General features: G+C 55.7%; 10 protein-coding genes and 1 rRNA gene. 3 read left to right on the top strand and 8 right to left on the bottom strand.

The window, feature by feature from the left end:
* Positions 1-3: 3 nt before the first annotated feature.
* The 4 genes from bcsB to bcsR are packed head-to-tail and all read right to left on the bottom strand — an operon-like array spanning position 4 to position 5,999.
* A complete protein-coding gene (bcsB, locus tag OTG14_RS20605) occupies positions 4-2,424 on the bottom strand; it encodes a cellulose biosynthesis cyclic di-GMP-binding regulatory protein BcsB (protein ID WP_267215685.1) in 2,421 nt (806 codons plus the stop codon).
* A 10-nt stretch (positions 2,425-2,434) separates the two neighbouring features.
* A complete protein-coding gene (gene bcsA / locus OTG14_RS20600; protein WP_032648216.1) occupies positions 2,435-5,050 on the bottom strand; it encodes a UDP-forming cellulose synthase catalytic subunit in 2,616 nt (871 codons plus the stop codon).
* Positions 5,047-5,799 (bottom strand): cellulose biosynthesis protein BcsQ, encoded by a 753-nt coding sequence (gene bcsQ / locus OTG14_RS20595; protein ID WP_267215684.1) that lies wholly within the window; start codon positions 5,797-5,799, stop codon positions 5,047-5,049. The genes bcsA and bcsQ overlap by 4 nt, the downstream gene beginning before the upstream one ends.
* A gap of 11 nt (positions 5,800-5,810) precedes the next feature.
* Positions 5,811-5,999 carry a cellulose biosynthesis protein BcsR gene (bcsR, locus tag OTG14_RS20590; protein WP_024908824.1) on the bottom strand — a complete coding sequence of 63 codons (189 nt, stop codon included), beginning with the start codon at positions 5,997-5,999 and terminating at the stop codon, positions 5,811-5,813.
* A 175-nt stretch (positions 6,000-6,174) separates the two neighbouring features.
* On the opposite strand from bcsR, the gene bcsE reads away from it, so the two are divergent.
* The 3 genes from bcsE to bcsG are packed head-to-tail and all read left to right on the top strand — an operon-like array spanning position 6,175 to position 9,600.
* Entirely contained in the window at positions 6,175-7,737 is a 1,563-nt protein-coding gene (gene bcsE / locus OTG14_RS20585) for a cellulose biosynthesis c-di-GMP-binding protein BcsE (RefSeq protein WP_248273305.1), read from the top strand.
* Positions 7,731-7,928: a cellulose biosynthesis protein BcsF gene (gene bcsF / locus OTG14_RS20580; RefSeq protein WP_024908822.1), complete on the top strand. Its 198-nt coding sequence runs from the start codon at positions 7,731-7,733 to the stop codon at positions 7,926-7,928. The genes bcsE and bcsF overlap by 7 nt, the downstream gene beginning before the upstream one ends.
* The gene (gene bcsG / locus OTG14_RS20575; RefSeq protein ID WP_267215683.1) at positions 7,921-9,600 is read left to right on the top strand and encodes a cellulose biosynthesis protein BcsG; all 1,680 of its coding nucleotides are present in this window, start codon (positions 7,921-7,923) and stop codon (positions 9,598-9,600) included. The genes bcsF and bcsG overlap by 8 nt, the downstream gene beginning before the upstream one ends.
* A 48-nt stretch (positions 9,601-9,648) precedes the next feature.
* Here the strand turns inward: bcsG and OTG14_RS20570 are convergent, their stop codons facing one another.
* The 4 genes from OTG14_RS20570 to rrf all read right to left on the bottom strand — a co-directional run.
* The gene (locus OTG14_RS20570) at positions 9,649-10,641 is read right to left on the bottom strand and encodes a family 8 glycosyl hydrolase (RefSeq protein ID WP_248273347.1); all 993 of its coding nucleotides are present in this window, start codon (positions 10,639-10,641) and stop codon (positions 9,649-9,651) included.
* A gap of 16 nt (positions 10,642-10,657) precedes the next feature.
* A complete protein-coding gene (birA, locus tag OTG14_RS20565; RefSeq protein WP_048992968.1) occupies positions 10,658-11,620 on the bottom strand; it encodes a bifunctional biotin--[acetyl-CoA-carboxylase] ligase/biotin operon repressor BirA in 963 nt (320 codons plus the stop codon).
* Positions 11,617-12,645 carry a UDP-N-acetylmuramate dehydrogenase gene (murB, locus tag OTG14_RS20560; protein ID WP_048992969.1) on the bottom strand — a complete coding sequence of 343 codons (1,029 nt, stop codon included), beginning with the start codon at positions 12,643-12,645 and terminating at the stop codon, positions 11,617-11,619. Before murB ends, birA begins: the two co-directional genes overlap by 4 nt.
* Before the next feature lie 124 nt (positions 12,646-12,769).
* Positions 12,770-12,858 (bottom strand): 5S ribosomal RNA (gene rrf / locus OTG14_RS20555); the annotation flags it as partial.

Genomic DNA, 12,858 nt, shown 5'->3' with positions numbered 1-12,858 from the left:
ATCTTACTCATCCGGGTTCAGACGACGACGGCTGATGATACGCAGCAGACGCCACAGCACCCATGCCAGCAAGACCACGCTGACCGCAGCCAGGATGGCGAGCAGCACCGGATGGTTGGCCAGCGCATACCACAGGCGTTCAAACCACGGCAGATGGCCCACGTAGTACACATCGCCCACGCGCAGGCTATTGACGCCGGACTCACGGATCACCGACACGGAACCAAACATCGCGGCACGTTTACCGCTGTCGTTCATGGCCGTATTGAGGAGTTCATACCCGCGCGGGCTGTCCGCAAGGAGAGCCACCACGCTGCGCTGTTCGTTGTATGGGGACTGGAAGCCCACCACCGCGGCCATCGCCCCCTGAGACGTTACCGTCGTCTGCGCGCTGGCCTGACGGTCGTTCACATCCGGCATAATGCTCGGGAACTCGGTCTGGCGCAGCGGCGTGTTAACCCAGGACTGGGCCGCTTTCACCAGCAGATCGATACGCTTGTCATCCTTTAGCTTATCGGGAATGGTACCGATCACCATGATGTCAGCGTCTTTGTTCTGAATCTGGCTGCCATCGTCCGTCAACGTGACGTTAATCGCCGGTAATCCTGTTTGTCCCCCAACGGTCGCCATGGTGTCCAGCAGAGTCGTGACCTGCCCTTCGTTTGGCGCTTTTGGCATCACCACAATGGACTCAGAGAGATCGGCCATGCGGCTGAACGGGAAGCCCGCGTTAGCAAACGCGCGCAGGTCCGGCATCGCCAGGAAGTGATAGTACTTCGAGAAGTCGATGGTCGACTCATCGCCAATCACCACGTGGTTCTGAACCGGCTGGAAGGTGATGCAGTTTTCCGCCGAGCCGCCAGGCATCGGGTTCATGTACTGGAAGTCAAAGCGCAGCTGGTTTATCGCACCCAGCTTCAGTGCCGGAATGGAAACATCCGTTTTACCGTCCAGCAGCCCCTGCAGCACCGGCAGGCGAAGCATCAGGCGGTTCGTATCCTGCGTGCTTTGCAGGCTGAAGGATTGCAGGAACTGGTTATTCAGGCTGATATCCATGCGCGAGCTGTCTTTGGTGGCTGGCGCGGTATAGCGGTAGTTCAGATTGATATCAATGCCGTTGGTACGCAGCAGGTACAGATCCGGCGGCAGATTCAGCGACAGGCTAATCGGCGCTGGCTCAAGCCCCGTCGCCTGCAGCTGTTCTTCATAGGTTTTCAGCTCGCCAAAGGTTACCGCACGGTCGGTACGCACCCAGTTTGGCGCATCATACGGTTTACGCGCCAGCAGCGGTTTGACGTCATCAACCACCACGCTGTTGCCGCGGAACAGGACGTTGCCCTGGGCAATGGCTTTTGCTGCCTGCACCAGATCTTTATCATCACGACCAAAGACCACCAGCAGCTTCACGTACGGGTTTTCCGGATGGCTTATCATCTCAACGGTCGGCGCTTTGACGTCCGGATGATCGCGCAGGAAGGCCGGGCGTTTCGCGTTGGTCGCAAACACAATGGCATTTCTGTCCGGCAGCTTGTCATACATCGCCGGGAAGCTCTGGCCGCGCCAGCCCGCGCGTGAACCAAACCAGGACGCCACGATGGTGGCCGCCAGCTGCTCGGTCACGTCCGGGGAAGAGGCAAACACCATCGGCAACGTGAGCGGACGGTTATCACGCGGATCGAAGAACGGAACCGGGAAGGCCGAAAGATCGTTTTTCAACGCCAGCGACTGGTAGGTCAGCTGCAGCGAGGAGTTACGCCCGACGTCCATCCACAGCGTGTTGCTGGCCGGGTTTTCGCAGACATCGCGGTAGTGACCGACAAATTCCAGGCGAATACGGTTGAAGTCGGTGATGAACAGCGGGTTAATCGGCACCTGAGCCTGGGTTTTCTTGCCCAGCTGCTCTTTGGTGACCGGCAGAACGTCCATCAGCTCATCATTCAGGTAGACCTTCAGCTGAGACTGGGTCGGCAGCAGCGACGGTGACGGGGTGTACTCAAGGTTCAGCACCGCATTAGAGACGACCTCATCGCTGCGCATGCCAAATTCAATGCCGCCGTTAGGGTTGATACCGCGCAGCACCATGCTGCCCGGAGGCGGCGCAATTTGCGCGAAGGTCAGCTTCACGTCCCGCGACGGCGCATTGTCCGCGACGACGGGCGCATTCGCCCCCCGGACGCCCGGCATCACCTGTCCGATGACCTGACCGTCTGCAGGGAGGGTGTTCCCCTTCGTTGGCTGGTTCGGCATGATGTTTTCTGTTTGACCTGGTGCCGCGGTGACAACCGGATCGGTTGCTTGCGCGACGACAGGTACCGTTGGCGCAGGCGTTGCCGCTGCATTACCAGGAGCGGCGTTAGCCATTGTTGCGGGGAGGACATTCATCCCCATTGCCACTGCACATAACCAGGAAAGTTTTGTTTTCATCGCGTTATCATCATTGTTGAGCCATAACCGGGTCCGCCTGCTTCGCCTCATCCCGCTCAGGACGACGAGGAATGAACGACACGACCCAGGAAACCAGCGAAGTAAGTGACCGGAAAATTAATTTCACCGACGACGGGGCAAATTCTGCAAGGTGACGATAGCCACGGAACCCCAGCTTCAGAATATCCAGCAGGCTTTCCAGTGGTTTATCTTCCGGGAAGCTGTCCTGCCAGAGAGCCCACGTATCCGCGCGGGCAAACGTACATTGCACAAAATCGATATGCTGCTTTTTGGTCAACGGCATGAGCTGCAGACCGACTTCATTGCCCGCCACGCGAACAACCTGCGTCGGGAAGACATACTCCTGCTGACCGCGCTTAAGCAGCAGGTTAACTTTCTGCCCTTCCAGCACCTTCGCCTGGCCGTTGATTTTGATCCCCAGACCGCCGTCAGAGAAGTCGTGCACGGTACAGGAGAAGAGATGGCCATCTTCACGGGCGATCGCCGCAGGCATGCAGATTTCAACGCGATGCGCACGACGAACCTGCTTGCTTTCCACCGACACCGCCACCGCGCCGCCGAGGATAATCAGGTTGTAGAAGACCCAGGCCATACTCACGAAGACGGTCAGGATTTCGTTTTCCGGGCCGTAGAAATAACGCCAGATACCGGCGATGACGCCAACGATATTCAGCAGTACCAGGAAGATATACGGACGGGAGATCACCCAGTCGACGTACTCTTCTTCCACCAGGCCGCCCTTCGCGGTGACGTTGAATTTCCCTTTATGCGGGTTAATCAGCGCCACCATCGTCGGCGGTGCGATGTACCAGGCCAGCACCGTTTCGTAGATTTCACTCCAGAAGGAGTGGCGGTATTTACCCTGTATCTTCGAGTTCGTCAGGCTCGCGTGGATCATGTGCGGCAGAACAAACAGCGCAATCATCAGCGCCGGGGCGTAGATGATATAAGCGTGAAGGAGCAGGAACGCCAGCGGCGCGGTCAGGAAGATCAGCCGCGGAATACCGGATAAGAAGTGGAACATGGCGTTGACATAGCAAAGACGCTGCGCCAGCTTGAGCCCTTTCCCTATCAGTGGGTTATCGAGACGGAAAATTTGCACCATCCCGCGCGCCCAGCGAATACGCTGGCCAATGTGCGCCGACAGTGACTCCGTTGCCAGACCGGCAGCCTGCGGAATGCGCATATAGGCTGAGGTGTAGCCACGACGGTGCAGACGCAGCGAGGTGTGCGCATCTTCGGTGACCGTTTCGACGGCGATGCCACCAATTTCATCCAGCGGTTTACGGCGGATAACCGCACAGGAGCCGCAGAAGAAGGTCGCATCCCACATGTCGTTTCCGTCCTGCACCAGGCCATAGAACAGCGTGCCTTCGTTCGGTGTTTTACGGAAACGGCCAAGGTTACGTTCAAACGGGTCCGGCGAGAAGAAGTGGTGCGGCGTCTGCATCATCGCCAGCTCTTTCTCCTTCAGGAACCAGCCCATAGTCATCTGCAGGAACGAGCGCGTCGGCACGTGGTCGCAGTCAAAGATCGAGACAAACTCCCCGGTGGCATACTTCAACGCGTTGTTGATGTTCCCGGCTTTAGCATGTTCGTGCGTCGGACGGGCGATGTACTCGACGCCGACCTCCTCCGCGAACTGGCGGAACGCCGGACGGTTGCCGTCATCCAGGATCCAGACCTTGAGCTTATCTTTCGGCCAGTCGATGCCCAGCGCGGCATAGATGGTGTTCTTCACCACGCTCAGGTCTTCGTTGTAGGTCGGCACGAAGAGATCGACGGTTGGCCACTGGGTCGTGTCCTTTGGCAGCGGAACCGGCTGGCGGTTGAGCGGCCAAATCACCTGGAAATAGCCCAGCACCAGCACAATCCAGGCGTAGGTTTCAGCAAACAGCAGCACCAGGCCGCACACCAGACTCACCGGGTCGTCCCAGTTCAGCGTCGAGGTATAACGCCACCAGATGTAGCGACAGGAGACGGTCAACGACAACACAATCAGCATCAGCGCCGAGAAGCGGCCCGGAATACGGCGGACCAGCAGCGCCACGCCCCACAGCAGGATCAGGAAGGTGAACTGCGCCAGAGGGTTGAAAGGCTGCGTAATACAGACCAGCGCCAGAATGAGCGAGAACACGACGATCACGCCTAGGATAAAACGCCGCAAGCCCGGGTGGAGATGCCCGAGCTCTTTATGGTTATCCAGATGGCTGGTCTTATCGCTGACGCTGTTGGGCAGTTTATCCAGCCACTGGTGGTAGCGTTCACGTAGCTGCTGCACGCGGGAGAAACTGCGCCAGTGCGGCGTTTTTGTCTCCGCGCGGGATGAGGTCGCCACCAGCCAGATGGCCTGAATGAGATAACGCGCCGGATCCAGTGGACGCGGACGGTCAGGATTAATGTGCGGATACAATTCACTGTGCCGGGCACGTATGCGCTGCCAGCGCGGGTGTTCGAGTGGAATAAACATCCAGGCCAGAATCATCCAGAAACAGCCGAGCGCGGCGCTGAATGCCGACGCGCCGTGACGGCGAAAATGCCGGTAATGTTCGCTCAAACGCGAACTGACCGGTGGGATGAGTAACCAGCTGGCGAGACGACTCATACATCACTCCCTGCATGCTCCGCCCTGTTGGCGAAGTTCAGCAGACACCAGTTAGCCAGCGTCAGGATCTCTTCTGCCGCCAGTGAATCGCTGCGGTATTCGCCGAGCGGTTGCTTAGACGCAAGGCATTCCGCCATGCCCTCATCACGATGGATGACAATGGGAAGCAGGCGGCGCTGGCTCTGCAGCCAGACCTGATACAGATCGTCCTGGATCTGGCTGCCAATGCGCAAATCGTTAATCAGGATATGGCCATTTTGAGGTAGCCCCTGCTGATGCAGGCGGATATGGCAGTTCGCATCGACGTTGACGATCGAGAGCACATGATCGCACTGGGCAATAAGCTGTCTGGTCAGCGTGCCGGCGCCGTGCGGCAGATCCAGCAGGATCCACTTGTAGTGCCCCTTTTCTTTCAGGGCCTGCAGCGCCAGCGTGAACTGCGAAAACAGACGCTGATACGCGGCTTCATTCTCGCGCTCCGTGGTGGTCAGTTGACCAAACGGCAGCAGATCGAGCTGGGAGGTATAGCGCATCCCTGCATCCTGCCAGTCTTTATCGTCGAGCAGCGCCCGGGCCCAGCCCTCTTCGCGAGTAAAGTCGACGTTAAACGACATACGCAGCAAATTATCGGCGCAGGCGTCAATAACCAGCACCGATTCACCTAAAAGCTGTAATGACCACGCCAGCGCCGCGGTAACAGATGTGGTACCCACACCGCCACGGACACCCTGTAATCCGAGTATGGCCATCAATGGCTCCCTTAATGTTGATGGGCGAATTCAGCTAATAACGGCCAGCGTTTAATAGCCGCGGCCAACTGTTCCCGCTGGGAAATATCGGTGTAATCTATTTCAGGTAAAGAAAAGGCCTGCGTCAGCGCCAGAAAATCGTTTTGGAATGTGTAACCCAGGGTCGAATCGACTGGGGTTCCGGGTTCGTTATTATCCATTCTTTTTCCATCCCTTTGAGGAAAATCGCACGCTAAAGAAGTTGCGGGGCTTCCTGCCCTGACAAATTTCATTTACATGCTAAATCTGATGTTCTTTAATTTCAATGTTAGGTTTATTTCTACGCTTTCGCTAGTAAACTGAGATACAGATAAATTAGACGAAAAGAGGGACACCGTGGACTCCATATTTTCTATTGGCATCCAGTCATTATGGGACGAATTGAGCCACATGCCAGTCGGAGGAGTCTGGTGGATTAATACGGACCGAAATGAAGATGCTATCAGTCTGGTAAACCAGACAATTGATGCCCAGGATAAGGATTCCCGCGTGGCCGTCATTAGCATGGGCGAAGATCCGAAGAAAATTATCACGCTGGAAAACGATTGCGGGCCTCAGACGGTGCGATTATTTTCCATGACATCGGATGCCGATAGTCTATACTTTTTGTCCCGCGACGTTCAGTGCACTATTGATCCGGATCACTATTTAGTGATCCTTAAATGCGCAAATAACGTCCTGCAAAATATCCCTTCTGAAAAACTGCTGCCGTGGCTGGAAAAAATCAATAAATGGGCAAAATTTCAAAATTGCACGCTATTGATAGTCAATCCCGGCAGTAATAATGACAAGCTATTCTCACTTTTAATGGGTGAATATCGCTCCCTGTTCGGTCTGGCAAGCGTTCGTGACCAGGCGGGAAGCTATCTCTACGATATTGCATTCTGGTGTAATGAAAAAGGTGTGAGCGCCAGGCAACAACTTACGCTGAAACATATCGAGGGTAAGTGGCACCTGGCGCAGCAGGAAGAAACCGTGGTGCAGCCGCGCAGTGATGAAAAACGCATTCTGAGCCATATCGCGGTTTTAGAGGGGGCGCCCGCCCTGTCGGAAAACTGGTCACTGTTTGAATCTAACGAAGCCCTTTTCCATGAAGCGCGCACAACCCAGGCGGCAACGATTATTTTCTCGCTGATGCAGAATAACCAGATTGAGACGCTGGCGAGGCAAATCCACACCTTACGCCGCCAGCGCGGCAGTGCGTTAAAAATCATCGTACGCGAAAACAATACCAGCCTGCGCGCCACCGATGAGCGTCTGCTTCTGGGTTGCGGCGCCAATATGGTTATCCCCTGGAACGCGCCGCTGTCACGCTGCCTGACGCTTATCGAAAGCGTTCAGGGTCAGCAGTTTAGCCGCCATGTACCGGAAGACATTTCTACGCTGCTCTCCATGACGCAGCCGATGAAGCTGCGCGGTTACCAAAAATGGGATACCTTCTGCGACGCCGTCGGCAACATGATGAGCAATACGCTTCTTCCTGCAGACGGAAAAGGGGTTATGGTTGCCCTGCGCCCTGTTCCGGGTATCCGCGTTGAACAGGCGCTTACCTTATGCCGCCCGAACCGTACAGGGGACATCATGACCATTGGCGACAATCGCCTGGTGCTGTTTTTGTCCTTCTGCCGGGTAAACGATCTCGATACGGCGCTTAACCACATCTTCCCCCTGCCTACCGGGGATATTTTCTCGAACCGTATGATTTGGTTCGAAGATAATACGATCAGCGCGGAGCTGGTGCAGATGCGTGCGCTCCAGCCTGAACAATGGGTTAAACCGCTCGCTATCAAGAGCGATGCTAAACCGATCCTCAATGCCAGACATGATGGACACGTCTGGCGTCGGGTTCCGGAACCCCTTCGCTTATTAACAGACAACGCGGAGAACGCATCATCATGAATATCAGCGATATTATTCAACTGGTTATATTCTGTGCGCTGATCTTTTTCCCGCTTGGCTACTATGCGCGTCATTCCATACGCCGTATCCGTGATACGGCCAGAGTGCTGTTTATAAAACCTCGCTATGTAAAACCAGCCGGAACACTGACACGGGCATCACACGTCAAGGCAGACCGAAAACATGACTAATTCTACCTATACCGCTTCGTCACCCTCGCCGCTCTGGCAATACTGGCGCGGCCTTTCCGGCTGGAACTTCTACTTTCTGGTGAAGTTTGGTCTGCTTTGGGCAGGCTATCTGAATTTCCATCCTCTACTCAACCTCGTGTTTATGGCCTTCCTGCTGATGCCGCTGCCAAATATCAGGCTGCATCGCTTACGTCACTGGGTTGCCATCCCCGTCGGCTTTGCGCTGTTCTGGCATGATACCTGGCTACCGGGGCCGGACAGCATTATGAGCCAGGGGTCCCAGGTGGCGGGCTTTAGCGCCAGCTATGTCCTCGATCTGACCGAGCGGTTTATTAACTGGCAGATGATAGGCGCGGTATTTGTGCTGCTGGTTGCCTGGCTGTTCCTGTCACAGTGGATCCGCGTCACGGTGTTTGTCGTCGCGATTATGATCTGGCTTAACGTGCTGACCCTGGCTGGGCCAAACTTTTCGCTATGGCCTGCCGGTCAACCGACCACCACGGTGACCACCACCGGGGGAAGCGCGGCGGCCACCGTCACCACGGCAGGCGATACGCCAGTGGTGGGTGATATCCCAACCCAGACAGCACCGCCGACCTCAACCAACCTGAACGCCTGGCTCTCCAGTTTCTATACCGCGGAAGACAAGCGACAGACGAAATTCCCGGATGCGCTGCCGGCGGATGCTCAGCCGTTTGAACTGCTGGTGATCAACATCTGCTCTCTCTCCTGGGCCGATGTGGATGCAGCCGGTTTGATGTCTCATCCGCTGTGGTCTCATTTCGACATTCAGTTTAAAGATTTCAACTCTGCCACCTCGTACAGCGGCCCGGCGGCCATCCGCCTCCTGCGTGCAAGCTGCGGTCAGGCATCGCATAAGAATCTGTATCAACCCGCTGGCAACCAGTGTTATCTGTTCGATAACCTCGCCAAGCTGGGCTTTACGCAGCATCTGATGCTGGGACATAACGGCCAGTTCGGTAACTTCCTGAAAGAGGTGCGCGAAGAGGGTGGCATGCAGTCACCGCTGATGGACCAAACCGGTCTTCCTGTCTCTCTGCTGGGCTTCGACGGCTCGCCCGTCTATGACGATACCGCCGTCCTGCAACGCTGGCTGCAGACCATCGAAAAAGACAGTAATCCACGCAGCGCGACGTTCTTTAATACCCTGCCGCTCCATGACGGTAACCATTTCCCGGGCGTGAGCAAAACGGCAGATTATAAAGTGCGTGCGCAGAAGTTCTTCGACGAGCTGGACGCGTTCTTCACGGAGCTGGAAAAATCAGGCCGTAAAGTGATGGTGGTTGTGGTGCCTGAGCACGGTGGTGCGCTGAAAGGTGACAGAATGCAGGTGTCAGGTCTGCGTGATATCCCAAGCCCGTCCATCACCAACGTACCTGCAGGCATTAAATTCTTTGGTATGAAGGCACCGCATCAGGGCGCACCAATAGAGATTACGCAGCCAACCAGCTATCTGGCAATCTCAGAACTGGTTGCCCGCGCCGTTGACGGGAAACTCTTTGTGGAAGATAGCGTGAACTGGGACCAGCTCACCAGCAAACTGCCGCAAACGGCAGAAGTCTCGGAGAACGCCAACGCGGTAGTGATTCAGTATCAGAACAAACCGTACGTTCGCCTGAACGGCGGGGATTGGGTACCGTATCCACAGTAACTGATTTACCCCTCTCCCCATTGGGGAGAGGGGATAGTCGGTGCGTTATTATTGCTCTGAAATCCACACCAGCATTTTCAGACTTGCCGAATAGTAGTCGTCCTTAGACGTGATTTCGGGTTCTCCGGAAGACTGTCCCATCGTTAAATCCCTAACCGCCAGCAGACCACCTTCCATCATGTAGGGCGCATATTCGTTAGTCGTGACGTTAACCCAGGCGGGCGTTTGTTCCCGGGGGAACTGACCGAACCAGGCCTTCCACGGCGTCAGGAGCGGGCTTTGTTTATCAGACCAGGCAACGTACAGCGGAATACGAATCGCGTCATAGCTCATTCGCGGCGGCCAGCCTTTAGCGGGAGCCAGCTTGCCACCTGATGTCAGTGAAACCCAGTCAGTGGGCAAGTTCGCTTTACCCGAGCCCATTTTCCCCAGCAGGCGTTCCCCGTCCTTAATCAAATCGCGCCAGACCGGCAAATGACTGCGTCCGGCGAAGGCCTGCCAGGCCGGAAACACAAAATAGGAAGGATTAAGAACCACTTCACCGTCAAGCTTAAATCCCTGGACGCCGGGCAGCATCACGCGGTAACCCGCATAGCGGATGACGCTATGGGCGACCAGCGCTTTTGTAATAGCATCCGATGCGGCGCTGTAGCGTTTGTCATGCCAGCGGGCATCGGCTTTAAGCAGCGCCCAGGCAATCAGCACATCGCCATCGGCAGCGTTGTTTTTGTCGGCGATCGGGTTGGACTCTGCGGGGTTAAAGCGCCAGTAAAACAGACCGTTCTCTTTGTTCTTCAACTCACGGTTTGTCCATTGCAAGAGCTTATCGAACGTGGCTTTATCGTCGTTGGCCACTGCCATCAGCATGGCAAAGCCCTGACCTTCCGTATGCGACACGCCGCCATTGCCGGTATCGACAATGCGGCCTTCCGGTTTGAAAAAGCGCGCCTTGTAACTCTCCCAGGCCTGACCTGCCTGAGAGAGGGGTGAGAACAGCAGACTCATCATGACGGCCAGCGTCGCGCAGACGGGTTTTCGCATCATTCACTCCATCCGGTTATTCGGCACTTCGCAGGGAAATCTCACCGCCCATCCAGGGTTTGATCACGCCATCCTGCTCCAGAAGCAGCGCACCCTGAGCGTCAATACCGCGGGAAGTCCCGTAGATCTCTTTATCACCGATCAGCAATTTCACCGGGCGGTTGATGAAGTTATCCAACTTTTCCCAACGAGACAGGAACGGTGCCAGCCCTTCCTGCTCAAAAAGCGTGAGCGAGCTGCGCAGCTCTTTAATCATACGTACGGCAAGGGTGTTACGATCGATGACGATCCCCGCCTCCTGGAGGTTAGTCCAGGCCTGGTTCACCACATCATTTTGGACATTGCGCATCACCATATTGAGGCCTGCGCCAATGACGATTTGCGCCGCATCGCCCGTTTTTCCCGTCAGTTCGACCAGAATCCCGGCAAGTTTACGATCGTTGAGGTAGAGGTCATTTGGCCATTTTACGCGCACTTTATCCGCCCCCAGATCGTGCAGCACTTCCGCCATGACGATGCCGATAACCAGACTCAGGCCAATGGCAGCGGCCGGGCCCTGATCGAGTCGCCAGTACATGGACAGATAGAGGTTAGCGCCAAATGGCGAAAACCATTTGCGGCCACGACGGCCACGACCGGCCTGTTGATATTCAGCAACGCAGGCATCACCGGATTTCAGCTCAGGCAGACGATCAAGCAGATACTGGTTCGTCGAATCAATCACCGGCAGCACCGCCACATTGCCGTGTCCAATCTGGCTGCGGATCGCGTCTTCATTCAGCAACTGAATCGGCTCCGGCAGGCTGTAGCCTTTTCCGGGAACCGTAAATACATCAACACCCCAGTCACGGAGCGTCTGGATATGCTTGTTAATGGCGGCGCGGCTCATGCCCAGCTGTTCACCCAGCTGCTCGCCGGAATGGAATTCACCGTCCGCCAGGATACCAATCAGGGTTAACGGGACCGTATTGTCCTTCATGCGATAGTCTCCACAGCGTTGACTTCACCTGTGCGACCAATGAAGCGGACTTCTGGCTCCAGCCAGACGTTAAATTTTTCGCCGACACGCTGGCGAACGTAGTGAGCCAGCTGTACCACATCGTCGCTGGTCGCATCGCGCTGGTTAATCAGCACCAGGGCCTGCTGTTGGTGAACGGCGGCACCGCCTACTGAAGTGCCTTTTAGCTGGCATTGATCGATGAGCCACCCCGCGGCCAGCTTCACGCTGCCATCCGTCTGAGGGTAATGTGGCGCTGCGGGCCATCCTTCAAGAAAGACTTTTGCATTTTCGCTGCTGATAACCGGGTTTTTGAAGAAGCTTCCTGCATTTCCGTTTACTTTTGGATCGGGAAGCTTGGTCATCCGCATATGGCAAACCGAGTCAAAGACGTCGCGAGCGGTAACGGTCGCCGGATCGAGACGCGTTAAATCCCCGTAGGTCAATACGGGCTGCCAGTTCTTCGACAGACGCAAACCCACGGCGACAATCACGTAGCGATCCTGATATTCATGTTTGAAGATACTGTCACGATAGCCAAAACGGCACTGTTCTGCGGTTAAACGCGTCGCCGTTCCGGTCGCCAGCTCGATGCAGTCGACATATTCACAGACGTGTTTCAGTTCGATGCCGTAGGCGCCGATGTTTTGAATAGGTGACGATCCGGCGCAGCCTGGAATAAGCGCAAGGTTTTCCAGACCCGGCATCCCTTTTTCGAGGGTAAATTGCACCAGATGATGCCAGTTTTCTCCGGCACCCACGTGCACGTGCCAGCTATCGGCACGCTCTACCACATCAATTCCCATGATGCGGTTAACGATCACCGTTCCCGCAAAATCATCGAGAAACAGGACATTACTTCCTTCGCCCAGAATCAGTACGGGTTCGTTATTTTCTGTCGCGTTTTGCCATGCATCCAGCAGCTGCTGTGCTGTATCGGCACGTACAATTTGATTGGCATTGCGTTGAATGCCAAAGGTATTCCATGGCTTAAGGGAGTGGTTCATAGACGCTATCCTGATGCAAAAACGCAGGTAGTTTACCGTATAAGCAGGGTGATGGGGGATCAGTTTGTGCAGCGTATAAACGCAAAAAGGCCATCCTTTCGGATGGCCTCTTCACTTGTTTGATGCCTGGCAGTTCCCTACTCTCACATGGGGAGACCCCACACTACCATCGGCGCTACGGCGTTTCACTTCTGAGTTCGGCATGGGGTCAGG

This window comes from Enterobacter pseudoroggenkampii, from assembly GCF_026420145.1.
In the GTDB taxonomy this organism is placed as follows: domain Bacteria; phylum Pseudomonadota; class Gammaproteobacteria; order Enterobacterales; family Enterobacteriaceae; genus Enterobacter; species Enterobacter pseudoroggenkampii.
Note: the sequence above shows the minus strand (reverse complement) of the source record. Positions and strands in the feature narration are given on the sequence as shown.

What these genes read in the sequence shown, in the direction of transcription:
- bcsB (WP_267215685.1), bottom strand. Translation starts at nt 2,424, where the DNA reads ATGAAAACAAAACTTTCCTGGTTATGTGCAGTGGCAATGGGGATGAAT.
- bcsA (WP_032648216.1), bottom strand. Translation starts at nt 5,050, where the DNA reads ATGAGTCGTCTCGCCAGCTGGTTACTCATCCCACCGGTCAGTTCGCGT.
- bcsQ (WP_267215684.1), bottom strand. Translation starts at nt 5,799, where the DNA reads ATGGCCATACTCGGATTACAGGGTGTCCGTGGCGGTGTGGGTACCACA.
- bcsR (WP_024908824.1), bottom strand. Translation starts at nt 5,999, where the DNA reads ATGGATAATAACGAACCCGGAACCCCAGTCGATTCGACCCTGGGTTAC.
- bcsG (WP_267215683.1), top strand. Translation starts at nt 7,921, where the DNA reads ATGACTAATTCTACCTATACCGCTTCGTCACCCTCGCCGCTCTGGCAA.
- OTG14_RS20570 (WP_248273347.1), bottom strand. Translation starts at nt 10,641, where the DNA reads ATGCGAAAACCCGTCTGCGCGACGCTGGCCGTCATGATGAGTCTGCTG.
- birA (WP_048992968.1), bottom strand. Translation starts at nt 11,620, where the DNA reads ATGAAGGACAATACGGTCCCGTTAACCCTGATTGGTATCCTGGCGGAC.
- murB (WP_048992969.1), bottom strand. Translation starts at nt 12,645, where the DNA reads ATGAACCACTCCCTTAAGCCATGGAATACCTTTGGCATTCAACGCAAT.